This is a genomic window from Amycolatopsis sp. NPDC049159 (assembly GCF_040648295.1).
In the GTDB taxonomy this organism is placed as follows: domain Bacteria; phylum Actinomycetota; class Actinomycetes; order Mycobacteriales; family Pseudonocardiaceae; genus Amycolatopsis; species Amycolatopsis pretoriensis_A.
This window is the reverse complement of the sequence record NZ_JBEZDL010000020.1, coordinates 199,449-224,987: the sequence shown is the minus strand read 5'-3', so window position 1 is coordinate 224,987 and position 25,539 is coordinate 199,449. Positions and strand designations below refer to the sequence as shown.

Below are 25,539 nucleotides of genomic sequence, written 5' to 3'. Positions count from 1 at the left end.
CGGCCCGGGCACGAGTCGGGTCGCGCCTGGTTTCGGTGGTCGGTGATCGGGCCTTCGGTGGGTTGGCGGGCGCGGGGCTCGGTGGGGCGCGAGTCGCCCGGGTGGAGCGGGTTGCCGGCCGGTGGCTGGGTGGGCGCAGGCCGGCTTGGCGGGTGCGGGCAGGCTCGGTGGTCGAGAGCCGCATGGGTTGCCGGGTGGGGCGTGTTCGTGCTCGATCTGGCCTCCTGTGGGGTGGTCGGGTTCGGTGGGGCCGGGGGTGTCAGGCCGCGTCGCCCGAGGTGGACATCAGGATGGCGCGGACCCGGGGGCGAGGTGTGCGGGACGCGTCGCCGTACGCCCGGGCCAGTTCCTGGGCCACCTCGTGGGGGACCTGGCGCAGCTGGCGGACCGTGCAGCGGACCAGGACGATGCCGGTCGCTGCCAGGGCCAGGTGGCTGAAGCCGCCGGAGGGGCCGGGGCCGCAGCGGTACTGCCAGGCGAGGCCTTGCTCGTCCCACCATGCGTCGGCCTGGCCGATGCGGCGGCCTCGGCGGTCGCAGATCGTCATGTCCCAGTTCGGCGGTGGGAGGCGAGCCGTCTCCAGGACTCGGGTGGCGAGGCCGTGCGCCTGGATCGGGCCCTCGTCCAGGTCACGCAGCACCCGCCGAACCGCCGACGTGCCGCGTTGGGGGCCCGTGTCGAGCTCCCGCACCAGCTCCTGGCGGTCGCACAGACCCCAGTAGAGCGGCAGCGTCAGCAGGTGGCGGATCCGCGCCGGATCCGGCTCCGCTCGCGCCAAGTCGAGGGCGGCCCTGGCCGGCGGGGCGAACGGCAGGCCGTCGACCTGGACCGGGGACGGCAGCCGGGCCGTGCGGGCCGCGCGGACACCTTCGCACGCCACCACCCGGCAATGATCCGGCACCAGCAGCCGGATCTCCTCCGACGGCGGGTACTTCACGCCGTGGGCCTGCAGCGCGTCCGCACCGGTGATCACCACCTGCGGCCCGTACCGCACCAGCGCGGCGTGCAGCAGCTGCTGCCGCGTCGGAGCCGTGTTGCGCAGCAGGACGACGCCGGGGTGCAGGCGGCGCCACGGCCCGCCGGGGCCGCAGAGCCGCCTGGTTCTTCGGTCGGACACTCCGGCCCTTCGCAACTGTTCGAGGTTCATCACCTCGCACGTGCCGGGGTTACTGAGGGACAGCGGGTCGGTGCACTGAGTAGCAGCCATGCATCGAGCATGACGGCTCCGCCAACCGGGTGGAACAGCCTCCCCGCCGCCTGTGGACAACTCGGCGGCAACCACCCCTTCGCGGCCCCGCCTGTGGACAACTCAGCCGGCGAAACCCGGCTGCCAGCGCTCCACGATGCCGCGTGCCGGGATCTCCGCGTCGAGCTGGCAGAGGATGCCCGTCGAGCCGGCCGTCACCCGGTGGATCATCAGGTACTCGGGCGGCAGGTTCAGCGAACGGCCGACCCGGAAGTCGTTGCCGCGGCTGTCGCCCACCCGCCAGGCCTGCTTCTGCATCCACCGGCGGGTGAAGTGGAAAGTCGGCTCGGCCAGCGGCTCGGTGAACGGCGCGAGGTACGCGAGCACCTCGTCCGCGGTCAGGTCGCTGTCCGGCCGGATGAAGCGGTTCTCCCGCAGCAGGCGCATCAGGTCCGCGGACTCGCCGTCGAGGGCCAGCCTCGTCATCTCGCCCAGGTGGCGGGGGATGCCCTCGGGCAGCCGGGCGACGCCGCCGAAGTCGATGACGCACAGCCTGCCGTCGGCCGTGATCATGAAGTTGCCGGGGTGCGGGTCGGAGTGCAGCAGGTGGACGCGCTCGGGCGAGGAGTAGTGGAACTCCGCCAGCAGCCGGCCCGCCAGGTTGCGGGTCTCGCGGTCGCCGTCCGCGATCACCTTGGACAGCGGTGTGCCGGTGGCCCACTCCGTCACGACGACCTTCGGCGCGCTCGCCACCACCCGGGGCACGAGGATGCCGGGATCGCCGTCGAACGCCTTCGCGAAGGCGCGCTGGTGCTGCGCCTCGGCCTGGTAGTCGAGCTCCTCGTTCATCCGCTCGGCGAGCTCGGCCAGCAGCGGCTTGACCTCGGTGCCGGGCACGAACGCCTGGAACAGCCGGCTGAACCGCTGCAGCTGCCGCAGGTCGCTGCGCAGCGCTTCGTCGGCGCCCGGGTACTGCACCTTGACGGCGACCTCGCGGCCGTCGTGCCAGACCGCGCGGTGGACCTGGCCGATGCTCGCGGCCGCCGCCGGCTCGTCGTCGAACGACGCGAACCGGCTGGTCCAGGTGCGGCCCAGCTGCTCGGCGAGCACCCGGTGGGTCTGCCGGACGGGCATCGGCGGCGCGGCGGCCTGCAGCTTCGTCAGGGCCTCGCGGTAGGGCTTCGCCATGTCGTCCGGCACCGCCGCCTCGAACACGCTCAGCGCCTGGCCGAACTTCATCGCCCCGCCCTTGAGCGTGCCGAGCACCTCGAACAGCTGCTCGGCGGCCTTGGCCGAAAGCGTCGCGTTCACCTGTTCCGCGCTCTGGCCCGCGAGCCTCTTGCCCCACCCGCCGACCGCCCGGCCGGCGATGCCGAGCGGGAGACTGGCGAGCTTGGCGGTGCGGGCGGCACCCTTGCGCGGCATCGCGGTGTCGCGGTCGCCCGGGTCGCGGAAGTCGGTCACCCCCGCGATTCTGCCTTGCGTGCACGGGAGTGCGCAGCCTGCTCACGCGGTCTTAGTGGCCTACGTCTCCTGTCGTAGGGGGTCGCGCGCCGCAACCGCAGCTCGGGTGGGGTGGCCAGCCGCGGTGGCGGATGCGGCCGTCGAAGGCGTCGATTTCGAGCGTCGCGTTCCACACCGGCGGCGCCGGCGCGGCGGGGGAGAGCAGCCGCATGGCCTGGGCGACGGCCAGCGACGCGCACGCGTGGACCGCGCCGAGGTCGGGCCGCTGGTGCCGGCCGACGAGCTGCCCGGCGACGCGGGGCCAGCACGGGTCGAGGTCCGTCCGGTGCAGGTCGGCACAGCGCAGGCACGAGCTGCGGCCCGGCACGACCAGCGGCCCGACGATGCCGGTGCCGTCGCGGACGCGCGCCGGCAGGTGCGGGACGCCGTCCTCCATCAGCTCGGCGACGGCCTCCGGCGCGGGGACGACGGCGTCGGTGAGCAGGGTCAGGTCCGGGTACCGGTCGTGCAGGCGCGTGACGCGGACCTCGGGGTCGACCCGGCGGAGCAGGTCGGCGAGCGCCTGCCGCCTGGTCCGGCCCAGGTCCGCGGTGGTGAAGCCCGACCCCAGGTCGTGCTCGGTGACCGCGCCGGACTGCTGGAGCTCGACGTGCCCGACCCCGGCGTTGGCCAGCAGGACGGCCACGGCGACCGCCACCCGGCCGTTGCCGTGCACCGTGACCGCCGCGGCGCGCCGCCGCTCCGCCAGCGCGAGCTGGTGATGCCGGGCCCGCAGCGACCAGAGGCCGGTTTCGCCGCGCAGCCCCGGGCCTTCGGGGCGGCCGGCGTCGGTGACCAGGCCGAGCGCGGTCAGCTGCCGCAGCAGTGTGCGCAGCTGGTCACGGTGTTCGCTCTCGGCGAGCAGGAGCCGCTCGACGGGCTTGCTGCCGTCGAGCGCGCGTATTCGTGCGGTGAGCTCCGGTGCCAGGTTTTCGACGATCACGCCGTGGCGCGGGTCGAGCCCGATCTGGATCTCGCGCGGGCCTCGTTCGAGCACGGTCAGGCCCGGGAGCAGGGCGGGATGGGTGGGCAGGAGGACCGGGGGCATGTCCGCGGTGGTGAGGAGCATGTCCGCAGGATGGCACCCCGGACCGACCGGAAAGCTCGGGAAGGCGCCGGATCGGCCGAGTTGTCCACAAGTGGAGAGGGCTGTGGACAACTCGGGTCTGTGACCGCAAGTCTCTCGGAGTTGTCGGTGCCTGGCCTTACCGTTGTCGAGTGGTCGAAGCACGCATGCCTTCACTGAGAGGCCGAGGGGACGCGAACCCCTCGTCGGACACACCGGGACACAAGGTCGAAGTGCGGCGCAGCCAGCGCCGGCACCGGACGGTCACCGCGTATTGGAAGGACGACACGCTCGTCGTGCTCATCCCCGCGCGGATGACCAGGGCGGAGGAGAAACACTGGGTCGCCGAGATGGAGCGCAAACTGCAGCGCTCGGAACCACGTCGGCCGGCGTCCCCGAAGACGTCGGACGAAGCTCTGCTCGCGCGCTGCGCGCTGCTGTCGGGCAAGTACCTGGGCGGTGACGCGAGGCCGGCGAGCGTCCGCTGGGTGCCGCCGATGCGCACGAGGTGGGCGTCCTGCACACCGGTCGACGCGACCATCCGGGTCAGCGACCGGCTGCGGAAGGTGCCGCCGTGGGTGCTCGACTACGTGCTGGTGCACGAGCTGGCGCACCTGCGTGAACCCGGGCACGACGCGGCGTTCTGGGCGTTGGTGCAGCGGTACCCGAAGACCGAGCGGGCGATCGGGTACCTGGAGGGGTTGTCGGCGGCCGCCGGGTGGGGGATTTCCCTCGAGGATTGAGCGGTGAGGTGGCCGGGGTGACCTGCGTGTTCGCGGGTTGCCCCGGTTGGTTTCGGGGCGCCAGGAGGGGTGAGTGGGGTGGTTGGTGACGGTGAGGGCCGTGCGGGTGGCTGCGGGCCTTGAGTGGCCGAGTCGGCTGGTGGCTGCGGAGCTTGGGCGGCCCGGGCCGGCCGGTGGTGCCGGCTGGGCGCACGGGAGGTGCGGGCGGGACCCGGGGCGCCTGGCGGTGCTGGGTGGCGGGGCGTTGACCCGCTGAACCGGCTGGCGACGGTGGTGGATGCCAGAGGGTCGGTGACCTGCGGGCTTAGCTCGGGAGGACGGTGCGGTGGCTGAGGCCGGCGCGCGGGAGGTGCGGTTGGGACCCGGGGGGTGCCCGGATGGTGCTGGATGGGGACGGTGGTGAACGCAGAGGGCCGGTGACCCTCTGCGCAGGTCACCGGCCCTCTGGACCACAGCTCTAGGGCGATCGCGCCCCGGTCGGACTTCCGGCTCGGGAGGGCTGGTCGGCCTCGTGGGCTTAGCTCGGGAGGACTGGCTGGCCACGCGGGCTTAGCTCGGGAGGGCCGGTCGGCCTCGCGGGCTTAACTCTGGAGGGCCGGTCAGCCTCGCCGGGGTCGGCTCAGGAGGACTGGCCGCCCTTGTCGGAGTCGGGGTCGGTGTCCGGGGCCTTGTCGGAGCCGGAGCCGGAGCCGGCGGCAGTGTCGGAGTCGGACGCGGCCGCGGAGTCCGGCTTGGGTGACGGGTTCTTCTTCTCCCGCTCCTCCCGCTCCGTGCGCTCCAGCTCCGCCATCGGGTCCAGGTCGTCCAGTGAGCCGCTCTCGCCCACTCGGTCCGCGAAGTCGATCGGCTCGTCCAGGTCCTCCGCTGTCGGCATCAGGTCCGGGTGGGACCAGAGGCCGTCGCGCTTCTCGGCGCCGTGGCGGTCGCCCACCAGGCTCCACAGGTTGGATGCGTCCCTCATGCGGCGGGGGCGGAGCTCCAGGCCGACCAGGGTGGCGAACGTCTGCTCGGCCGGGCCGCCGGTTGCGCGGCGGCGGCGGAGGGTCTCGCGCAGGGCGTCCGCGCCCGGGAGGCGGTCGCCGACCGCTTCGGCCACCACCACGTCCACCCAGCCTTCGACCAAGGCCAGCAGCGTCTCCAGGCGTCGGAGGGCCGCCTTCTGCTCGTCCGTCGTCTGGGGCTCCAGGAGGCCCGAAGACATGGCCTCTTCGATGCTCGCCGGGTTCGACGGGTCGATGCGGCCGGCCAGGGACTCCAGGGCCGACGTGTCGACCGTGATGCCGTGGGCGAACTCCTCGACCGTCGCGAGCAGGCGCTGGCGCAGCCACGGGACGTGCGTGAACAGGCGCTGGTGGGCGGCCTCGCGGGCGGCCAGGAACACCAGGATCTCGCTGTTCGGCAGCTCCAGGCCGTCGGCGAACTTCTCGATGTTCGCCGGCAGCAGGGCCGATGTTCCGGCGGGGGCCAGCGGGAGGCCGATCTCGGAAGCCGTCAGCATCTCCGAGGCCAGCTGGGCCAGCGCGTTGCCGAGCTGGGAGCCGAAGGCCATGCCGCCCATCTGGCCCATCATCTGCAACAGGGGGCCGGCGGCCTGCTTGGCCTCCTCGGGCAACGCCTGCATCCACGCGCCCGAAATCTGCTGGGCCACCGGGTCGCAGAGGCGCTGCCACGTCGGGAGCGTCTTCTCCACCCAGGTGCGGGGAGACCAGGCGACCGTCGACGTCGCGCCGGCCGGGAAGACCGTTGCCGCGTCGAGCCAGAGCTCGGCGAGGTGGGCGGCGTCGCGGACCGCGGCGTTCGCGTCGTCGCCGCCGCTGAAGCCGAGGCGGCTTTGGCCGGTGTTGCCGGCGCTGCCGAGGGTCTGGAGGGCGATCTGCTTGGCGAGGTCGTAGTTCACCGGCCCGCTGGAAGTACCGGCCTGGCTGAGCATCTGGCCCAGCTGGCTCAGCATCTGCCCGAGCTGGTTGAAGGCCTCGGCGCCCGAAGGCTCCGAGGGGTCGTTCTCACCTCGTTTGTCGGGATCGGACGGTCCGAAGCCGAACGGGGGTTTGCTCATGTGTCCACCGTACGCGGGTCGGCGGCGGTCGAGGGCGTGAACCGGACCCGTTGCGTGGCCTTCACCGAGAAGCGAACGCGGTCACCGTACGCTGTCGGTCGTGACCAAGTCCTCCGAGGAGACCGCCCCCGCGAAGAGCGCGCCGGAACCGGCGGCGGAACCGGCCGGCGAGGCCCGGCGGATGACCCGCCGCGGCTGGACACTCGTGGTCAGCGGCTCGCTGTTCCTGATCTTCGTGGTGCTCGGCTCGGTCGTGCCCGTGCCGTTCGTCGCGATCAGCCCGGGCCCGACCTACGACACGCTGGGTCGCGACGCCGCGGGCAACCCGGTCATCCAGGTCACCGGTCACGACACCTTCCAGACCACCGGCGAGCTGCGGATGACGACCGTCTCGCTGCACGACGGCGTCACCCTCTTCCAGGGCCTCGGCTTCTGGGCCAGCGGCCGGTACGCGCTCGCGCCGCGCGAGGAGTACTTCAAGCCCGGCGAGACCAACGAGCAGGTCAAGCAGGAGAACATCCAGCAGCTGCAGGACTCGCAGACGAACGCCCAGGTCGCGGCGCTGCGCAAGCTCGGCTACCCGGTCAAGGTGCTGGCGAAGCAGATCGTCTCCGGCAGCCCCGCCGACCACGTGCTCTCGCCCGGCGACAAGCTGATCACCGTCAACGGCAAGAAGATCGTCGAGGCCGCCGACGTCCGGAACGCCCTGGCCGGCACGCTGCCCGGCCAGACCGTGCAGATCACCTTCCAGTCCGACGGCCAGCCCGAACGGACCGTGCCGCTCACGCTCGCCGCGCGCCCGGACCGCAAGGAGGGCTTCATCGGCCTCACCGCGGTCGACCGGGCCGACGCGCCCTTCACCGTCAACATCTCCCTGCAGGACGTCGGCGGCCCGTCGGCCGGCCTGATGTTCACGCTCGCGATCATCGACCGGCTGCAGCCCGGCGACCTGGCCGGCGGGCGGCACATCGCCGGCACCGGCGAGATCACCGAGACCGGTGAGGTCGACCCGATCGGGGGGATCTCGTTCAAGGTCGTCGGCGCGCGCGAGGCCGGCGCGACCGACTTCCTGGTGCCCGAGCACAACTGCGCCGAGGCGAAGACCAACGCGCCGGCCGGGCTCAACCTCATCAAGGTGTCCACACTGGACGACGCGCTCACCCAGCTGGGCAACCTGAAGGCGGGCCGTCCGACGGCCGCCTGCTAGGGGAGCAGCGTCGCCTTGAGCGCTTCGAGCAGGTTCGGCGCCAGGTCCGGGCTCTCGACGATCTCGTCGACCGGCTCCTCGGTGCCGACCCCGCGCAGCCGCATCGCGCAGGCGCCTTCGCCGTCGCGCAGGACCGCGGCCACCAGGCGGGCCTCCGTGCGCTGCGGGTGGTCGGCGGCCGCGCGGCGCAGGCTCTCCGCGTCCGCCTCGGCGACGTCGGGCAGCTCGGACTCCGAGCCCGGCGGCAGCACGATGATCTCCTGCGCCAGCGCGCAGCCGATCACCAGATCGGGCCACGCGATCCGGCCCAGCGCCTCGGCGAGGTCGCCGTCGGGCAGCGCTTCCTGCGCCACCGGCGTCAGCGGGTTCGCCCGGTCCAGCTGCCCGGCCAGCTCCGGCTGCTCGTCCAGCAGCGCCGCCGTCGGCACCAGCGCGAACAGCTGCGGCGGCTGGTCCCAGCCACCCGCGGCCATGAACTCCTCGATCTCACGAGCGAGCGCGGCCACACCGGCCTGTCGCGCTTCGTCTGCTGCCATGCGCACATGGTGTCAGGCCGGCCGGCGCGCGATCTTCGCGAGTCCGGTTTGGGCGGGTCCCGGGAACTTCACGGGGCATCCGTAGAGTTAGGGAATCAGGGGGCGCACGCGCCCCTGTTCAAGTGTTGACGAAGACAGGAGCGTGTGCCGTGGCGACTCGGCCCCCGGTGAGCCTGCCGAAGCTGTCCCGGCGGAGCCGGATCCTCCTCATCATCGCCGCGGTGATCGTGCTGGCGCTGTTGCTCGGGGCCCGCCTCCTCGACACGTACGTCGATTGGCTGTGGTTCGGCGAAGTCGGTGCGCGATCGGTGTTCACCACCCAGGTGGTGACCCGGGTCATCCTGTTCTTCGCCGTCGGCGTGTTCGTCGGCGGAGCGCTCGCGATCAGCCTGATGATCGCCTACCGGACCCGCCCGGTGTTCGTCCCGATCTCCGGCGCGGACGACCCGCTGGCGCGCTACCGCTCGGCGATCGTCGCCCGGATCCGGCTCTTCGGGATCGGCATCCCGGTGCTGACGGGGTTGATCGCCGGTCTGTCCGCGCAGGGCGACTGGCAGGTCGTGCAGCTGTTCCTCAACGGCACCTCGTTCGGCCAGACCGACCCCGAGTTCGGCAACGACGTCGGCTTCTACGCCTTCGACCTGCCGTTCTACAACTGGCTGCTCGGCTGGCTGTTCATCGCCGTCGTCATCTCCTTCTTCGGCGCGCTGATCTCGCACTACGTCTTCGGCGGCATCCGGCTCGCCGGCAAGGGCGGCCAGCTGGCCGGCCCGACCCGCGCGCAGCTCGCCATCACCGTCGGCCTCTTCGTGCTGCTGAAGGCGGCCGAGTACTTCTTCGACCGCTACAACCTGCTGCTGTCCGACCGCGGCGCCCCGCTGTTCATCGGTGCCACCTACACCGACCTGAACGCGGTCCTGCCCGCGAAGCTGATCCTGCTGTGCATTTCGGTGATCTGCGCGGTCGCGTTCTTCGCCGGCGCGTTCCTGCGCAACCTGCAGCTCCCGGCGATCGCGCTGGTGCTGCTCATCCTGTCCAGCATCCTCGTCGGCGTCGCGTGGCCCGCGATCCTCGACCAGTTCTCGGTGAAGCCGAACGCGAACGAGAAGGAAGCGACGTCCATCCAGCGCAACATGGACGCCACCCGCCGCGCGTACGGCCTCACCGACGTCCAGTACCAGCAGTACAACGGCGCGTCGTCGGCCACACCGGACCAGCTGAAGTCCGACAGCGGGACGATGTCGAACATCCGGCTGCTCGACCCGAACATCCTTTCCGACACCTTCACCCAGCGCGTCGGCCGCGAGAACTTCTACGGCTTCCCGGCGAAGCTCGACATCGACCGCTACACCGTCGGCGGCGTGACGCAGGACTACATCGTCGCGGCCAAGGAGATCAAGACCGAGGGCCTGACCGGCAACCAGACGAGCTGGATCAACAAGCACCTCGTCTACACCCACGGCAACGGGTTCGTCGCCGCGCCGGCCAACACCATCGACCGCGCGGTCAAGGACGCCAACTCCGACGGCGGCTACCCGATCGCCACCACCAGCGACACGCAGAACCCGGGGGGCGCCGGTTCGCCCGGGGCGGGCCAGCCCGGCATCGAGGTCAAGGAACCCCGCATCTACTACGGCGAGCTGTCCGCCGCGGAGTCCGACTACGCCATCGTCGGCGGCACCACGGGCAACGCGCCCGGCGAGTACGACACCGCCACCGACCGCTACACCTACAAGGGCACCGGCGGCGTCTCGGTCGACAACTGGTTCAACCGCCTCGCCTTCGCCGCCGAATACGGCGAACGGAACATCCTGTTCTCCGACGCCATCGGCGACAACTCCAAGATCATGTACAACCGCGACCCGCGTGACCGCGTCAGCAAGGTCGCGCCGTGGCTGACCCTCGACGGCGACCCGTACCCGGCCGTCGTCGACGGCAAGATCCAGTGGATCATCGACGGCTACACCACGCTCAACAACTTCCCGTACGCCCAGCAGACGCAGCTGGGCGCGGCCACGAACGACTCCCTCAACGGCGTCGCGCGCCAGGCCAACAGCTCGATCAACTACATCCGCAACTCCGTCAAGGCGACCGTGGACGCCTTCAACGGCACGGTGACGCTGTACTCGATCGACGACAAGGAACCGGTCCTCAACGCCTGGGAGAAGGTCTTCCCCGGCCTCGTGAAGCCCAGCTCCGAGATCTCGCCGGACCTGCGCTCGCACTTCCGCTACCCCGAGGACCTCTTCAAGATCCAGCGCGAACTGCTGTCCCGCTACCACGTCAGCAACCCGCAGGAGTTCTACTCGCAGCAGGCGTTCTGGAGCGTCCCGCAGGACCCGACGGCCGAAGGCGGCTCCAACCCGGCCGCGGCGGGCGCGGCGAACCAGCCCGGTTACTACGTCCTCGCCGACACCCCGGGCCAGAACAAACCGACGTTCCAGCTGACCAGCTCGCTCACCGGTCTGCAGCGGCAGTACCTGGCGTCGTGGATGTCGGTGTCGTCCGACGCGAACGACTACGGGAAGATCCGCGTCCTGCAACTACCGAGCGCGGCGACCGGGGCGACCCAGGTCGACGGTCCCGTGCAGGTGCAGAACCGGTTCCAGAGCGATCCACGGGTGGCGCAGGACCGGACGTTGTTCAACAACCCCAACGTCATCCCGATCTACGGCAACCTGATCACGCTCCCGGTCGCGGACGGCTTCCTCTACGTCGAACCCGTCTACATCCGCCAGCGCAACCAGAACAGCTATCCCCAGCTGGCCCGCGTCCTCGTTTCGTACGGGCCGAAGGTGGGTTACGGGGCGACGCTGCAGGAAGCGCTCGACCAGGTCTTCGGGGCCGGCACCGGCGAAGCCACGACCACGCCACCGCAGGCGGGGCAGCCGACGACGACACCGCCCACCACGCCGGCCACGACTCCGACGAACCCGCCCAACGCCGGCGGCGGGAACGCGGCGCTCGACAAGGCGGTCACGGACATCCAGGCGGCCATCGCGAAGCTGAAGGCGGCGCAGCAGTCGGGCAACTTCGCCGACCAGGGTGCGGCGCTCGCGGCGCTCGATGCGGCCGCGAGGGCGTACGAGGCAGCGAAGCCGGCGGCGCCGTCCAGCAGCGCTCCGCCGTCCACCACGCAGCCTGGAGGGTGACGTCAGTTACCTAAGTGGCACCTGCTTTGCACCCCCGGGAAAGGGTGGCGTAGGGTAGGTCTCACGACGCGGGGTGGAGCAGCTCGGTAGCTCGCTGGGCTCATAACCCAGAGGTCGCAGGTTCAAATCCTGTCCCCGCTACTGGAAGAAGAGGCGTGGCCGATGGCCACGCCTCTTCTTTTTTCCATCAGGCGAGTTTCTTCAGACGAGCCAGGCGCCCATCGAATCCGTTGTCGTCGCGACGTAACCGTCCGGGCGGACCAGCACGCTCGTCAGGTCGGGCCAGGGGAGCGCGGCCACCCGGGCCACGACCACGTCCGGATGCGGTGGCGCCACGGGCGCCGTGCTCAGCAGGACGAACTTTCCTTTGTGGAACAGGTCGCTCACGTGGCCGTCGCCGTGGGGAAAGTCCGGGAGGCGCGATCCCGCCGCCGGGTGGGGTTCTCGCGACGGGTAGCGGATGTCCAGGCCCGAGACCATTCCGGACAGCCGGTGCTGGACCGCCGGGATCGCCGTCAGGTCCTGGAAGAGGAGCCGCAGCGCGCCCTGCTCCGGCGTCGCGGGGATCAACGCGGTCTGGGCCGCGACGTTCGCGAGCACCGCTTCCGCCACCGGACGGCGTTCGGCTTCGTAGGTGTCCAGCAGGTCCGCCGGGGCGCGGCCCTTCAGCTCCGCCGCCAGCTTCCAGCCCAGGTTCACCGCGTCCTGGACGCCGAGGTTCAGACCTTGGCCGCCGGCCGGGAAGTGGGTGTGGGCCGCGTCGCCGGCGAGGAAGACCCGGCCCACCCGGTAGCGGCCCGCCACGCGCGCGTCGTCGGAAAACCGGGACGCCCAGCGGATTTCGGCGATCTCGACGTCGTCGCCGAACCGGCCGCGGACCACCTCGCGCACTTCGTCGTCGGTCACCTTCGCCCGCAGGTCCGCCGGGCGGTTGAGCCGGTCGCCGTAGCTCAGGCGGTACAGGTTCGGCTCGGCCAGCGGGATCAGGCCGACGAACGATCCCGGCGACGCCGCCGAGCGCACCAGGTCCCGCATCGACCGCCACTCCGTCGGCGCGCCCGGCGGCGCCGACCGGAACAGGACGTCCGCCGAGACGCCGTGCCCGCGGCCTTCGACCCCTTCGAACGGCAGGTTCAGCGCCTTCCGCACCGCGCTGCGGCCGCCGTCGCAGCCCACCAGGTACGCCGCGCGGACCCGGACGTCGCCCGCCGTGACCGTCACGCCGCCCTCGTCCTGGGCGAAGCCGGTCAGCTCGTGCCCGCGGAGCACCTTCACGCCCTGCTCGGCCAGGCGCTCCTCCAGCGCCGCTTCGACCTGCGCCTGCGGGATGCCCAGCTGGTACGGGTGCCGCGTGTCCCAGCCCGCGTAGCTGACCGGGATCATCGCGAAGTGGCCTTCCGGCACGGTCGTGAACGAGCGCTGCTCCGCCCGGCCCAGCAGGCCGCGCAGGTCCAGCACCTCCGCCGTGCGCGGCTGCAGGTTCAGCGCCTTCGACAGCCCGGTGCGCCCGGCCAGCCGTTCCAGCACGACGACGTCCACTCCGGCCAGTGCCAGTTCGTTCGCCAGCATCAGCCCGGTCGGGCCCGCCCCGGCGACGACCACGTCCGCGGTCAGCTCGTCCATCCCCAGCTCCTTAACAACGTTAAATTGACCTGACCCGAGGATGCCCTTAACATCGTTAAATTGTCAAGCAGGCACCGCGAGGAGAACCGGAAAAATGGCCCTGACCAGGCAGGACATCGCACGCTCGGGGCTGAAGCTGCTCAACGAGGCCGGCCTCAACGGCCTCACCCTGCGGCTGATCGCGGCCGATCTCGGCGTCAAGGCGCCGGCGCTCTACTGGCACCTGAAGAACAAGCAGGAGCTGCTCGACGAGATGGCGACGCAGATGTACCGCGATTCCGCCGAGGACCGCCTGCCGCCGGCGGGGCTGGGGGAGTGGGACGCCGTCGCGCACAGCGCGCGGGCGCTGCGGCGGATGATGCTGTCCTACCGCGACGGCGGGAAGGTTTTCGCCGGTACCTACCTCGGGGACACCGGATCGGTCCCGCCCAGTCCGCTGCGCCGCAGCATCGAGGCCGGGCTGGACGAGCGCCGGGCCGCTCAGGCGCTGTTCACCGTGTACAGCTACGTCGTCGGGTTCACCATCGAAGAGCAGGCCGTCTACCCGAAGCCCGGCGAACTGGACGAGCGCTACCGCAGCGAAGAGGCCGGGGACCTGCTGGCCGACGTCGATTCGCGGTTCGAGGACGGGCTCGCCATGGTCCTGAGTGGAGCACGCCGGTGGCTCGGAGTGGAGTAACGCCTGGTCAGCCGCTTGGTGGACCCCGGTGCAAAGCCGTTGGCGACCCCGTGTAATCTATTCAAGTACCACAACGGCGCGGGGTGGAGCAGCTCGGTAGCTCGCTGGGCTCATAACCCAGAGGTCGCAGGTTCAAATCCTGTCCCCGCTACCACGAAGAGGCGCGTTCTCGGAAATCCGGGAACGCGCCTCTTTTGTCATATCCGCACAACTTCCGCTGCGACTTTCCCGCGAAACGCTCGGAAAACCGCGGATTCCGCGATGCGGCGCTCGCGGCGGGGTGGTTGCGGTGCGTGTCCGCTCTCGGCCAAGCCGGGGAAAACCGACTGCCGGACTCACCTGCCTGGCCGTTCCGCGGCCGTTCGCGTGCGGCTGGTTGGACCAAAGAACCGCGGCCATGGTTGCGCTGCGTGTCCGCGGTCCACAGTGGACCTGGTCGCATTGGGCCGAACGAGGGGATCTCACTAGCCACAATGGACAGCTCCGCTGACCACTGTGGACACAGGGGCCGATAAGTGGGAATGTAGGGGACGTGTCCGAATTGAATGCAACAGCCGCCGCCCTGCTCGGTCTGCTCCACGACGGTCCCGCCACCGGCGGGCAGCTCGTCGCGGGAGCTGGTGAGCGATTCGGCGCCTTCTTCAGCGTCACCCGCAGCCAGGTGTACCGGGAGCTCCCGGCGCTGTCCAAGGAAGGTCTCGTCCGGCTCGGCAAGCAGGGCCCGCGCTCCAGCCAGCAGTACCTGATCACCGCCGCCGGCAAGAAGGCCTTCAAGGCCTGGCTGACGTCCGAGGCCGGTCCCGACCACCTGCGCAGCCCGCTGATCCTGCGGCTCGTGCACGCGGGGTCGCTGACCGCGAAGCAGCGCCAGTCGCTGCTGGAGTCGGCCCGGACCAGCTACGGCCAGCAGCTCGACGACGCGAAGGCGGCCACCAAGGCGGCCGACGGGCCGTACGAAAAGGCCGTCGCCGAGTTCGCCCAGGCTCAGGCCAAGGCCGCGCTGAAGCTGCTCGACGCCATCCCCGCGGCCTGAGGTTCGCGCGCCCACGACCGGTCCTCGCAACCGGTCGTGGGTTTTGCCGTAACCTTGACAAACGTGAGTGATGAGTTCGACGCGGCACTGAAGGACCTGACCGGCAAACTGACGCAAATCGAGTCGGTGATGGACCTGGATGCGCTGCGTGCCCAGGTGGCCGACCTGGAACAGCAGGCCTCGAGCCCGACCCTCTGGGACGACCCGGAGGCGGCCCAGAAGGTCACCAGCCAGCTGTCCCACCGGCAGGGCGAGCTGCGCCGGGTCTCCGAACTGCGCCAGCGGCTCGACGACCTGGGCGTGCTGTACGAGCTCGCCGAGGCCGAAGGCGACGCCGGCAGCATGGGCGAGGCCGAGACCGAGCTCGCCGACCTCGGCAAGTCCATCGACGGCCTCGAGGTCCGCACGCTGCTCTCCGGCGAGTACGACGACCGCAACGCCGTCGTCACCATCCGTGCCGAAGCCGGCGGCGTCGACGCGGCCGACTTCGCCGAGATGCTGCTCCGCATGTACCTGCGCTGGGCGGAGCGCCACGGCTACCCGACCGACGTCTACGACACCTCCTACGCCGAAGAGGCCGGGATCAAGTCGGCGACGTTCACGGTCAGCGCCCCCTACGTCTACGGCACCCTTTCGGTCGAGCAGGGCACCCACCGGCTCGTCCGGATCTCGCCGTTCGACAACCAGGGCCGCCGCCAGACGTCGTTCGCGCACGTCGAGGTGCTGCCCGAGGTCGAAGAGGTCGACCACGTCGACATCCCGGAGAAGGACATCCGGGTCGACGTCTACCGCTCGTCGGGCCCCGGTGGGCAGAGCGTGAACACGACCGACTCCGCGGTGCGCATCACGCACATCCCGACGAACATCGTCGTCTCCTGCCAGAACGAGAAGTCGCAGCTGCAGAACAAGGCGGCCGCGATGAAGGTCCTCCAGTCGCGGCTGCTGCAGCGCAAGAAGGAAGAAGAGCGCAAGCAGATGGACGCGCTCAAGGACGGCGGCTCCAGCTGGGGCAACCAGATGCGCTCCTACGTGCTGCACCCGTACCAGATGGTCAAGGACCTGCGGACCGAGTTCGAGGTCGGCAACCCGAGCGCGGTGCTCGACGGCGACATCGACGGCTTCCTCGACGCCGGCATCCGCTGGCGCAAGCAGACCGCCAACGCCTGATCGGCGCGGGGGGTGTTCGCGCGACCGCTCACCGTGCGCGAACGCCCGCTGCTCCACCCGGGTGGACCGGGCAACCGGGGCTTCACGAGACCGGTGGGTAGTATGCCGAATCGTGATCCGGCTCGAAGAGGTTTCCAAGGTCTACAAGACCTCGACGCGGCCCGCGCTCGAGCGGGTGTCCGTCGACATCGAAAAGGGTGAGTTCGTCTTCCTCATCGGTCCTTCGGGATCGGGGAAGTCGACCTTCCTCCGGCTGCTGCTGCGCGAAGAGACGCCGAGCAAGGGCCGCGTGATGGTGTCCAACTTCGACGTCGCCAAGCTGGCCCGCCGCCGGGTCCCCCGCCTGCGGCAGACCATCGGCTGCGTGTTCCAGGACTTCCGTCTGCTGGCCAACAAGACCGTCGCGGAGAACGTCGCGTTCGCCCTCGAGGTCATCGGCAAGCCCGGCCCGACCATCAAGAAGGTCGTCCCCGAGGTGCTCGAGCTCGTCGGGCTCGACGGCAAGGCCGACCGGCTGCCGAACGAGCTCTCCGGTGGTGAGCAGCAGCGCGTCGCGATCGCGCGCGCGTTCGTGAACCGGCCGCTGGTGCTGCTCGCCGACGAGCCGACCGGGAACCTGGACCCCGACACCAGCCAGGACATCATGCTGCTGCTGGAGCGGATCAACCGCACCGGCACGACCGTCCTGATGGCGACCCACGATCACTCCATCGTGGACTCCATGCGGCGCCGAGTCGTCGAGCTGCAGCTCGGCCGGGTGATCCGCGACGACGCCCGAGGCGTCTACGGCATCGGTCGCTGAGACCCGCCCACCCCGCACCGACCCCGACCCCAAGGACCTGCACCCGCCATGCGCGCCAGTTTCGTCTTCAGTGAGGTAGTCACCGGCCTGCGCCGGAACATCACGATGACCATCGCGATGATGCTGACCACGGCCGTGTCACTCGCCATGCTCGGCGGCGGCCTGCTGGCCGTGCGCACGATCGACAAGATGAAGTCCAACTTCCTCGCCGACGTCGAGGTTTCCGTCTACCTCACCGACGACATCAGCACGACGGACAAGAACTGCGCGCAGGCGCTGTGCCAGTCACTGCGGTCGGACCTGCAGAGCAACAGCGGCGTCGAGTCGGTCGTGTTCGAGAACCGGGACCAGGCCTACGACCGGTTCAAGAAGATCTTCGAGAGCCAGCCGGAGCTGATCGCGCTCACCGGCCCCGAGTCGCTGCCCGCGTCGCTGCACGTGAAGCTGAAGGACCCGGACCGCAGCGACTCGATCGTGCAGGAGTACGCGACCAAGCCGGGCGTGCGGAAGGTCGACGACCAGAAGAAGTTCCTCGACCGCGTGTTCAACGCCTTCAACGGCGTCCGGAACATGGCGTTCGGCGCCGCGCTCATCATGGCCATCGCGGCGCTGCTGCTGATCGCGAACACGATCCAGGTGTCGGCGTTCACGCGGCGCACGGAGGTCGGCATCATGCGGCTGGTCGGCGCGACGCGGTGGTACACGCAGCTACCGTTCCTCCTGGAGGCGGTGGTCGCCGGCGCGGTCGGTGCGATCCTCGGGATCATCATGCTCATCATCACGAAGGCCGGCTTCCTCGATTCGGTCTTCACCGGTGACGTGTTCCCGAAGATCACGATGCTGGAGCTGCTGTTCCCGGTGGCGCCGATCCTGCTCGCGGTGTCCGTGGTGATCTCCGCCATCACCGGTTACGTCACGCTGCGCCTGTACGTCCGGCACTAGCGTTTAACCGGCTGCTCGTCCTACCCGGAATCACGTAGAGTGGTCGTATGCCCAAGGAACGTGGCCAGAAGGTGATCGTGTCGAACCGCAAGGCGCGGCACGATTACTCCATCATCGACACCTACGAGTGCGGTCTCGTGCTCGTCGGTACCGAGGTGAAGAGCCTGCGCGAGGGCAAGGCGTCCCTGGCGGACGCGTTCGCGACGGTCGACGACGGCGAAGTGTGGCTGCGCAACGTGCACATCCCGGAGTACACGCAGGGCACGTGGACCAACCACACCCCGCGCCGGACCCGGAAGCTGCTGCTGCACCGGCGCGAGATCGAGAAGCTCATCGGCAAGACCAAGGAGAGCGGGCTTTCCCTGGTGCCGCTGTCGATGTACTTCAAGGACGGCAAGGTCAAGGTCGAGATCGCGCTGGCCCAGGGCAAGAAGGCCTACGACAAGCGCCAGACGCTCGCCAAGCGCGACGCGGACCGGGACATCAGGAAGGCCATGGGCCGCGCGTTGAAGGGCCGGTTCACGGAGTGACGGCGGGCCCGGCTTCGGATGCCGACGTCGCCGCGTGGACGGCGTCGCTGGGCCTGCCGGGCCTGGTCGACCTGCACGTCCACTTCCTGCCGAAACCGGTGATGGACAAGGTCTGGGCGTACTTCGACCGGGCTTCGACGCACTACGGCACCGAGTGGCCGGTGCACTACCGGACGTCCGAAGAGGAGCGTCTGGCGACGCTGCGGTCGCTCGGGGTGGTGCGGTTCGCGCCGCTGGTCTACCCGCACAAGCCGGGGATGGCGGAGTGGCTGACGTCGTGGGCGCTCGAGTTCGCCGCGCAGGTGCCGGACGCCGTGCCGACCGGGACGTTCTACCCCGAGCCCGGCGCCGGGTCCGCTGTGGACGGTGCGCTGCGCGCCGGCGCCCGGGTGTTCAAGGCGCACGTGCAGGTGGGCGCGTACGACCCGCGTGACGACCTGCTGAAGCCGGTGTGGGGCGCGCTCGCCGACGCCGGTGTCCCCGTGGTCGTCCACTGTGGACACGGACCGTTGCGGGGCGACTTCACCGGGTTGTCGGTCTTCGAAGAGGTGCTGGCGCGCCACCCGGACTTGACGGCCGTGCTCGCTCACTCGGCGATGCCCGAGTTCGGGACGGCCTTCGAGCTCCTGGCGAAGTACCCGCGGGTGCACCTGGACACGACGATGGTGGGCGTCCCGTTCGCCGAGGCGATGTCGCCGCTGCCACCGGACTGGACGGCGCGGCTGGCGGAGTTCGCCGACCGCGTCGTGCTCGGCACGGACTTCCCGAACATCCCGTACTCCTACGCGACGCAGCTGCAGGCGATCGCCGGCTGGGCGGCCGACGATCGCCTGGGCGAGCCGTTCCTGCGGGCGGTCCTGCACGACACCCCGCTGCGCCTGCTCAACGCTTGAGCGCGACCCGCTCGCTCACCGCGACCGCGCGGCCCAGGTAGCGGGTGCCGAGCGCGGTCACCGGGATCCGCTTGCCCGCCAGGAGGAACCCGGCCGTCGCGAGGACCACCCACGGCACCGGACCGTGCGCGATGCCGTCCGAAAGCGGCGCGAACCCGTGCGCGGCCAGCCCGAGCAGGCCACCGGAAACCAGGAGCCCGGCGACGACCAGCTGCGGGAGCTTCGCGGTGATCTCACCGGTGTCGCGCTGCATCTCGAAGTGCGCGAACAGCCGCAGCAGGCCGAGCAGCACCATTCCGCACACGGCGAACCACGCGGGCGCCATGACCAGCCAGAGCAGCGTTCCCGGCGCCGGGGTTTCGTAGCCGAGGCCGTACACCGTCACACCGGCCACCACGATCAGCGCCGGCATGTGCCAGAGGTAGACGCTCATGAACCGCGCGCCGAGCCAGCTGAGCGCGTGGCCGATGCCGGGACGTTCGGCGAGCGCGTTGAGCTGCGGGCGGAAGGCGAGCAGCAGGCCGATCTGGCCGACGGCGAGGAAGGCGAGCAGCACGGTCGGCGGGCTCATGTTCGACACCGGCGCGCCGGGCATCCCGATCATGCTGGCCGGGTACGGGCCGAACGCGACCATCAGCGCGGTGATCCCGAAGCCGGCGGCCGAGAGCGTGAGGGCGGCGCGGCGGGTGAGCGTGCCGAGGCGGCCTTCGACGTAGTGGAACCCGAGCTGGTGGACGGCGACCCAGACGAAGATCGCGTTGGCGTAACCGATGTAGCCGAGGTCGTTGAAGCGCGCGACGTCCACGAGGATGCCCGCGGCGCCCATGACGAGCGGAACCTTCAGGCCCCAGCGCCGGTGCGCGGCGACCATCAGCGGCGTCAGCAGCACGACGAGCACGTACACGGCGAGGAACCACAGCAGCTGCGCGGCGATCGCGCTGCCGACCTGCAGCGGTTGCGGCGGGACACCGAGGCCGCGCAGGAAGTCCGGGACGACGAGCCAGACCGCCATCAACGGCAGCACCGGCACCATCAGCCGCTTGATGCGGGCGGCGAGCCACGTCCGCGTGGATTCCGCGCGGCGGAAGGAAATCAGGTTCGCGGCGCCGCCGGCGAAGAAGACGAGCGGCATGACCTGGCTGAGCCAGGTGACGATCCACCACCCCGGCGTCGCGAGTGCGTTCCCGGTGGCGAGGCGGCCGTCGGAGTAGGAGAGCACCGGCATGACCCAGTGCTGGGCGATGACGGCGAGGATGGCCCCCGCCCGGACGACGTCGAGGAAGCGGTCCCGGCTCGTTTGCATGCTGCTGAGCTTGGCCGGTCCGGGGTTCCGGGACAGCGGTGCTGACCGGCGTCTTCGGGGTCCTGTTCACCCCCGCCGGATACGGGGGTTCTCCCTACCTCAGCCCGTCCGGCTCGGGTTCGTGCTGCGTCGCGGCGACGCGGTACTCCCAGCCGTGATCGGTCTGCCCGAGCTCGTAACGGGTCTCGATCTTCGGGCCGCCGTGCAGGTGGATGTGCCGGATCACGGTGCCGGGAACGGGCTCGGCGTCCCCGAGCTCCTGGACGCGGCCGTCGAGCGGGCCGCCGAAGAAGCGGACTTCATCGGTCATCTGCTCGCTCCTCTCGCCGGCGGGTCCGCTCATGGTAGGTGAGCGGTGCTGGGGGTGCCGCCCGCGGAACGGGTGACCGTGAGTCCACCCTACGGGACTTTTGGTCACTGATCGTCGGCTCCGGGGGCAAGTCCGCACGGTGGCGGCGGGTCAGAGGAACCACGTGTCGGAGCCGCGGGTGAGCAGCCACCAGAGGGAGGCGTCGACGCCGGAGAGGAAGTCGCGGTCGCCGCCCGGCCGGTGCAGCGCGCCGGTGACCAGGTGGTGTTCGGCTTCGACTTCCGCGGCCGTCGGCCGGGGGCCGCGCCATTCGCCGCGGAGGACGGGGGTGGTTTTCGCGAAGCCCTGCGTCCACCCGAGCGCGTGGATCGCACCACGGCGGAGGGCGGTCTTTTCCCGGTCCACGGCGGAGCGGAGCAGCGCGATGACCTCGGCGTCGTCGCGTAGCCGCGGTTGCGGGGCGGCCAGTCCCAGCGCGGCCACCACCGTTGCCGGGGATTCCGGTGTCCGCTCGACGATTTCGAGCACGATGCCGGACGGCCACCGGAACACGGTGTCCACGCCGCTGATCCAGATGTCGGGCTCGTCGCCGGTGCTGCCGTTGCGCCACAGCTGGGCGAAGAAGCTGCCGGCCGGCGGGTCCCAGCCCCAGACGCTCTGCTCTTCCCAGCCGGGGAGGTCGATCCCGTCCCGGAACTCCTGGCCGGCCCGGCAGTCGTGGTTGCGCGAAGCGGTGTTCATGACGGCTCCCCCTGCACAGTCCTCGTTTGACGGACAAGACCCCCGGGTCAGCGGCCCAGGTACGTCAGCACCGCCCGGACGCGGCGGTGTTCCTCCGCGCTCGCCTCGAGGCCGAGCTTCGAGAAGATGTTCCCGATGTGCTTCTCCACCGCGCCGTGCGAGACGACGAGCGAGTTCGCGATCGCCGTGTTCGACAGGCCCTGGGCCATCAGTCCCAGCACCTCCGACTCGCGGGCCGTCAGCGCGTCCAGCGGGTTGCGGCGGCCGCGGGCCATCAGCTGGGCGATGACGTCCGGGTCGATCGCCGTGCCGCCGTTCGCGACCCGGCGGACCGCGTCCAGGAAGTCCGCGACGTCCGCGACGCGCTCCTTCAGCAGGTAGCCGACGCCGCCCGCGCCCCCCGAGAGGAGCTCCACCGCGTACGACTCCTCGACGTACTGCGAGAGGACCAGCACCGGGAGCCCCGGGATCTCCTTGCGCGCCGCCAGCGCCGCGCGCAGGCCCTCGTCGGTGAACGTCGGGGGCATGCGGACGTCCACGATCGCCAGGTCAGGGCGGTGTTCCTTGATCGCGCCGAGCAGGTCGTCGCCGTTGTCCACGGCCGCGGCCGTCTCGATGCCCTCGTCGGCGAGCAGGCGCATGACCCCCGCCCGCAGCAGGACGGCGTCTTCGGCGATGACTACCCGCATCCGGCCCCCAAGCTCGTGGATGAACGGGGCCCAGCCTATTCACCACTGGCAGGGGAGGTCAGCCCGGATCACCGTCGGCCCGCCCACCGGGCTGACGACCGTGATCACGCCGTCGATCGTCGCGGCGCGGTCGGCGAGGCCGGCCAGACCGCCGCCGGGGCGCACCTCGGCGCCGCCGTGACCGTTGTCGGTGATCTCGACGACCACGTGGTCGTCGGTCCGCCACACCTTCACGCCCGCTTCGGTCGCGCCGGCGTGCTTCGCGATGTTCGTCAGGGTCTCGCCGACGATGAAGTACGCCGTCGTCTCGACCGCCGCCGGCGGGCGGGGCTCGACGTCGACCCGCACGTCCACCGGGATCGGCGACTTCGCCGCCTGCGCCGAGAGCGCGGCGTCCAGCCCGCGGTCGCCGAGGACGGCCGGGTAGATGCCGCGGGCGAGGTCGCGCAGCTCGGACACCGCGAGCTTGGCGTCCGCGTGGGCCTCGTCGATCAGCTCCCGCACCGACTCCGGGTCGTGGTCGAACTTCGCCTTCGCCCGGCCCAGGCTCATCGCGACCGCGACCAGCCGCTGCTGGGCGCCGTCGTGCAGGTCGCGCTCGATGCGCCGGCGCTCGGCTTCGGCCGCGTCGACACCGCGTGCTCGCGACGCCTGCAGCCGCTCGGCCTTCTGCTCCAGCCGCTTCGTGCGGTCCGGCCCCAGCAGCGCGAGCCCCAGCTCACCGTGCAGCCAGCCCAGCCACGGCGTCACCCAGACCGCCATCGGCAGCAGCACGATCGACGCCAGCGCGATCCCCAGCTCCACGCACGCCAGCGGGAACGCGACCATCAGGTACGCCAGGTCACGCCACGTCGTCGGGTCGCTCAGCCGCACCACCCAGCGGCGCAGCAGCGGCTGCCCCTCTTCGTACGGCCGCCGCTGCGCCGGCGGCAACGGCACCCGCAGCATCGTGCCCAGCCAGCCCCGCTCGCGGTCGCCCGACCAGCGGATGAAGCTCGTCGTCGCCAGCAGGATCGGGAACCCGATCCACACCACGGCCGTCGAGACCCCCACCGCCAGCCCGGTCACGATCAGCACGAACTGCAGGATCCGGAAGACGAAGCTGACGATCATGTACACGATCGTGCGAGCCGGGTGCGGCCGCGGGTGCTCCACCGGTGCTGCCTCGGTCATCCCGCCACCAGGTTCTTCTCTTCCGCGTCTTCCCACCAGCGCTCCATCCGGCGGCGCTGCGCCACGGTCGGCCCCAGCAGCGCGTTCGCCAGCCGGGCGTGCGTCCCCGCCAGCGCCTTCGTCAGCGCGACCGACAACGCGATGAACAGCACCCCCAGCGCCGCCCACGGTAACGCTTCCAGCGTCGAGTCCACGGTCAGCCACCGCAGGTCATCCGCCGGGAAGTAGTACGCACCGCCGGGCAGCCACCGGAAGTAGATCGGCAGCCCCGCCAGCGCCAGGCTCGTCGACCAGAAGACCGTCACCAGCACGAACTCGACCAGCCCGAGCGGGAAGAGGACGAAGAAGTACGCCAGGTCACGCCACGTCGACGGGTCCTTCAACCGCGCCTTCCACCGGAGCTTCTGACCTTCGGCGGGCAGCGGCAGGTACGGCAGATCGATGTACCGGTCCAGCAGCGCGTACACCCGGGCACGCTCCAGCCGCGCGGCCCCCCGCACGGCCAGGACCAGCAGCGCGAGCAGACCCACACCCACCCACACCACCGCGGTGCCCAGGCCGGCCGCCGTGAACGACGTCAGCAAAGCGAACGCCACCACCCCCAGCGGCAGGTTCATCAGCAGGAACACCACCGAACCACCGAACGGCGGATCCCGCCTGTCGCTCACCATGACCGGCTCCCTTCTGTCTCGCTCAAGCATCACCTGCCAGGCGAGCGGCCGACATGGTGCGCGCGGGCATCCTCGCGGTAGGGCTGGCCCTACCGGAGTAAAGAGGTGGCGGGACGCGTTATGATGGTCAGGTTGTGTCCCATCAAGGGGGTGAACGGTTTCGACTTTGGACGTTGATTCAGGAGAAGCGTGCCGGTGCAGGCGAGAGACCACCGTAAGCGTCATCGCAACCAAATAAGCGCCGACTCCAGTCAGCGCGAGTACGCCCTCGCCGCCTGAGCGAGTGCGTCTCTGTCGGCCCGGGTTCGCCTCCGGCCCGGGTACCGGCATCAGCTAGGAGGCTCAGCGGCAGTCCCGGCCACGGGGAACTGCCGTGAAGCAAACAGTGGCTGGGCTCGTCACCTCGGCTTGTTCGCGTGACCGAGGGGGCCAAGTAGAGACGTAGCGGACTGCGCACGGAGAAGTCCTGTTGATACGCCAGAGGACCCGGGTTCAATTCCCGGCACCTCCACTGCGAGAAGGCCTACGCCCCTTCGGGGCTTGGGCCTTCTCTCGTTCTCGGGTGTTTTTCCGGGGGTCGAACCCCCAGACCCCCGCCAGGCGGGCTTCGCCCCCTGGACCCCTTCCTGGGGCTGCCGCCCCTTGCCCCCGCCGGTGGTGCGGGTTGGGGGGTAGAGGGACTTGATTTGGAGTGGGGCACGGTGGGGGCATGGGGATCGCTTGGCTGCGATGCACTTGTCGAACGCCGTTCGGAGGGCTGGGGCCAGCTGCGCTGGAGGCCGTCATGACCGCGTAGCCCGCTACGTAGAAGCGGTCGTTGTTCCAGATCGGTCCGTACGTTCCGTCGATCGGGGTGCCGTGGAGGGGCCAGTGGACGTCGGTGGCTTGGCCGGTCGGGTCGTCGATCTTCTGGGGGCAGTTCGCCTGCTGGAGGACTTCGGTTCGGGCGCACGATGTGAGCCGGTCTGGACTGCCGTCAGGACCGCTTCGTTGCTTGATCCTGCTGGCCGGGGCTCCGTTTTTGGGTGATATCACGTCCGGGGTGGGAACTCGGGAGCGACGACGCCGCTGCCAGGACCAGTACGGCCGCTTCGGCTGCTTTGAGGACTTTGAGCGGGGTCCGCGTCGGACCGGCGGTTCCGCGGGTGGGTGAACGCTTGCGCTCTCTGCGTTGTGGGCCTGGCTCAGATGGGGCTGTTTGCTCTCCGTGTTCTGTCATGCGCTATACGGTGTGACGGGGCCCACTTGCGGGTGAAGTTTTTGTGAGTGTCATGCTGAGGGCCCGACCTTGGCCCTGCACCCGTGGGGCTGGAAGTAGGTGGCCCGATGACCTGGGCACGGCACAGTGGCAGCACCAGCGCCCACGATGAAGACAGTCGGATGGGGGTTTTGCGGGCCGAGGAGGCCGAACGGCTCGCCGCGGAGCACTCTCGGGCTCTCGTTACCGTTGCCGGGCACTCGACCAACTCCCGGGAGTGCGCTGAGCTGCTCGACATGCTCGGGCTCGACGCCGGGTTGTGGCGGGAGCGCTGAC

Annotated in this window: 23 protein-coding genes, 2 tRNA genes and 1 other RNA gene; 14 read left to right on the top strand and 12 right to left on the bottom strand. The window is 70.5% G+C overall.

The window, feature by feature from the left end; all coding sequences use genetic code 11:
- Positions 1–259: 259 nt before the first annotated feature.
- The 3 genes from AB0B33_RS33645 to AB0B33_RS33635 form a co-directional block, all read right to left on the bottom strand.
- Positions 260–1,147, bottom strand: coding sequence for a hypothetical protein (locus tag AB0B33_RS33645; protein ID WP_360779274.1), 888 nt, complete (start codon positions 1,145–1,147; stop codon positions 260–262).
- Between the two features lie 162 nt (positions 1,148–1,309).
- Entirely contained in the window at positions 1,310–2,650 is a 1,341-nt protein-coding gene (locus tag AB0B33_RS33640; RefSeq protein WP_360779215.1) for an AarF/ABC1/UbiB kinase family protein, read from the bottom strand.
- Positions 2,651–2,702: 52 nt separating this feature from the next.
- The gene (locus tag AB0B33_RS33635; protein ID WP_360779212.1) at positions 2,703–3,758 is read right to left on the bottom strand and encodes a ThiF family adenylyltransferase; all 1,056 of its coding nucleotides are present in this window, start codon (positions 3,756–3,758) and stop codon (positions 2,703–2,705) included.
- A 230-nt stretch (positions 3,759–3,988) separates the two neighbouring features.
- On the opposite strand from AB0B33_RS33635, the gene AB0B33_RS33630 reads away from it, so the two are divergent.
- The gene (locus AB0B33_RS33630) at positions 3,989–4,498 is read left to right on the top strand and encodes a M48 family metallopeptidase (protein ID WP_247025317.1); all 510 of its coding nucleotides are present in this window, start codon (positions 3,989–3,991) and stop codon (positions 4,496–4,498) included.
- Positions 4,499–5,117: 619 nt separating this feature from the next.
- Here the strand turns inward: AB0B33_RS33630 and AB0B33_RS33625 are convergent.
- Positions 5,118–6,554 (bottom strand): zinc-dependent metalloprotease, encoded by a 1,437-nt coding sequence (locus AB0B33_RS33625; RefSeq protein ID WP_247014370.1) that lies wholly within the window; start codon positions 6,552–6,554, stop codon positions 5,118–5,120.
- 100 nt (positions 6,555–6,654) lie between these two features.
- Between AB0B33_RS33625 and AB0B33_RS33620 the strand changes: the two genes are divergently transcribed.
- Positions 6,655–7,761 carry a PDZ domain-containing protein gene (locus AB0B33_RS33620; RefSeq protein WP_360779208.1) on the top strand — a complete coding sequence of 369 codons (1,107 nt, stop codon included), beginning with the start codon at positions 6,655–6,657 and terminating at the stop codon, positions 7,759–7,761.
- Here AB0B33_RS33620 and AB0B33_RS33615 read toward each other — a convergent pair.
- Positions 7,758–8,297 (bottom strand): PPA1309 family protein, encoded by a 540-nt coding sequence (locus AB0B33_RS33615; RefSeq protein ID WP_360779205.1) that lies wholly within the window; start codon positions 8,295–8,297, stop codon positions 7,758–7,760. The genes AB0B33_RS33620 and AB0B33_RS33615 overlap by 4 nt on opposite strands.
- Before the next feature lie 149 nt (positions 8,298–8,446).
- Between AB0B33_RS33615 and AB0B33_RS33610 the strand changes: the two genes are divergently transcribed.
- Complete coding sequence (locus AB0B33_RS33610) at positions 8,447–11,449, top strand: UPF0182 family protein (RefSeq protein WP_360779202.1); 3,003 nt, start codon at positions 8,447–8,449, stop codon at positions 11,447–11,449.
- Positions 11,450–11,516: 67 nt separating this feature from the next.
- Positions 11,517–11,590: transfer RNA gene (locus AB0B33_RS33605), tRNA-Met, on the top strand.
- A 60-nt stretch (positions 11,591–11,650) separates the two neighbouring features.
- Here the strand turns inward: AB0B33_RS33605 and AB0B33_RS33600 are convergent.
- On the bottom strand, positions 11,651–13,072 hold the full coding sequence (locus tag AB0B33_RS33600) for an FAD-dependent monooxygenase (protein WP_360779199.1): 1,422 nt from the start codon (positions 13,070–13,072) through the stop codon (positions 11,651–11,653).
- 94 nt (positions 13,073–13,166) lie between these two features.
- Here AB0B33_RS33600 and AB0B33_RS33595 point away from each other — a divergent pair, with 94 nt between their 5' ends.
- The 8 genes from AB0B33_RS33595 (at position 13,167) to AB0B33_RS33560 (ending at position 19,118) form a co-directional block, all read left to right on the top strand.
- The gene (locus AB0B33_RS33595; protein WP_360779196.1) at positions 13,167–13,751 is read left to right on the top strand and encodes a TetR/AcrR family transcriptional regulator C-terminal domain-containing protein; all 585 of its coding nucleotides are present in this window, start codon (positions 13,167–13,169) and stop codon (positions 13,749–13,751) included.
- Positions 13,752–13,828: 77 nt separating this feature from the next.
- A tRNA-Met gene (locus AB0B33_RS33590) sits at positions 13,829–13,905 on the top strand.
- A 378-nt stretch (positions 13,906–14,283) separates the two neighbouring features.
- On the top strand, positions 14,284–14,784 hold the full coding sequence (locus AB0B33_RS33585; protein WP_247014366.1) for a helix-turn-helix transcriptional regulator: 501 nt from the start codon (positions 14,284–14,286) through the stop codon (positions 14,782–14,784).
- A gap of 63 nt (positions 14,785–14,847) precedes the next feature.
- Positions 14,848–15,951, top strand: coding sequence for a peptide chain release factor 2 (gene prfB, locus AB0B33_RS33580; protein ID WP_247014365.1), 1,104 nt, complete (start codon positions 14,848–14,850; stop codon positions 15,949–15,951).
- A gap of 112 nt (positions 15,952–16,063) precedes the next feature.
- Positions 16,064–16,753, top strand: coding sequence for a cell division ATP-binding protein FtsE (gene ftsE / locus AB0B33_RS33575; protein WP_003082104.1), 690 nt, complete (start codon positions 16,064–16,066; stop codon positions 16,751–16,753).
- Positions 16,754–16,801: 48 nt separating this feature from the next.
- On the top strand, positions 16,802–17,695 hold the full coding sequence (gene ftsX, locus AB0B33_RS33570; protein WP_247014364.1) for a permease-like cell division protein FtsX: 894 nt from the start codon (positions 16,802–16,804) through the stop codon (positions 17,693–17,695).
- Positions 17,696–17,742: 47 nt separating this feature from the next.
- Entirely contained in the window at positions 17,743–18,225 is a 483-nt protein-coding gene (gene smpB, locus AB0B33_RS33565; protein WP_247014363.1) for an SsrA-binding protein SmpB, read from the top strand.
- On the top strand, positions 18,222–19,118 hold the full coding sequence (locus tag AB0B33_RS33560) for an amidohydrolase family protein (protein WP_360779189.1): 897 nt from the start codon (positions 18,222–18,224) through the stop codon (positions 19,116–19,118). Before smpB ends, AB0B33_RS33560 begins: the two co-directional genes overlap by 4 nt.
- On the opposite strand, the gene AB0B33_RS33555 is transcribed toward AB0B33_RS33560, so the two are convergent.
- From AB0B33_RS33555 to AB0B33_RS33530, 6 genes are all read right to left on the bottom strand, one after another.
- Positions 19,108–20,421, bottom strand: coding sequence for an acyltransferase (locus tag AB0B33_RS33555; RefSeq protein WP_247014361.1), 1,314 nt, complete (start codon positions 20,419–20,421; stop codon positions 19,108–19,110). The genes AB0B33_RS33560 and AB0B33_RS33555 overlap by 11 nt on opposite strands.
- Positions 20,422–20,515: 94 nt before the next feature.
- Complete coding sequence (locus AB0B33_RS33550; protein WP_247014360.1) at positions 20,516–20,731, bottom strand: hypothetical protein; 216 nt, start codon at positions 20,729–20,731, stop codon at positions 20,516–20,518.
- A gap of 150 nt (positions 20,732–20,881) precedes the next feature.
- Entirely contained in the window at positions 20,882–21,472 is a 591-nt protein-coding gene (locus tag AB0B33_RS33545; RefSeq protein WP_360779185.1) for a hypothetical protein, read from the bottom strand.
- A gap of 47 nt (positions 21,473–21,519) precedes the next feature.
- Positions 21,520–22,161, bottom strand: a complete 642-nt coding sequence (locus tag AB0B33_RS33540; RefSeq protein ID WP_247014358.1) for a response regulator transcription factor — start codon at positions 22,159–22,161, stop codon at positions 21,520–21,522.
- 39 nt (positions 22,162–22,200) lie between these two features.
- Complete coding sequence (locus AB0B33_RS33535) at positions 22,201–23,334, bottom strand: sensor histidine kinase (RefSeq protein ID WP_360779180.1); 1,134 nt, start codon at positions 23,332–23,334, stop codon at positions 22,201–22,203.
- Positions 23,331–24,005, bottom strand: a complete 675-nt coding sequence (locus AB0B33_RS33530; RefSeq protein ID WP_360779177.1) for a sensor domain-containing protein — start codon at positions 24,003–24,005, stop codon at positions 23,331–23,333. Before AB0B33_RS33530 ends, AB0B33_RS33535 begins: the two co-directional genes overlap by 4 nt.
- A 146-nt stretch (positions 24,006–24,151) precedes the next feature.
- Here AB0B33_RS33530 and ssrA point away from each other — a divergent pair.
- Both ssrA and AB0B33_RS33520 read left to right on the top strand, forming a co-directional pair.
- Positions 24,152–24,519: a transfer-messenger RNA gene (gene ssrA, locus AB0B33_RS33525) on the top strand.
- Between the two features lie 866 nt (positions 24,520–25,385).
- Positions 25,386–25,538 carry a hypothetical protein gene (locus tag AB0B33_RS33520; protein ID WP_247014354.1) on the top strand — a complete coding sequence of 51 codons (153 nt, stop codon included), beginning with the start codon at positions 25,386–25,388 and terminating at the stop codon, positions 25,536–25,538.
- The last annotated feature ends 1 nt before the right edge of the window (position 25,539 follow it).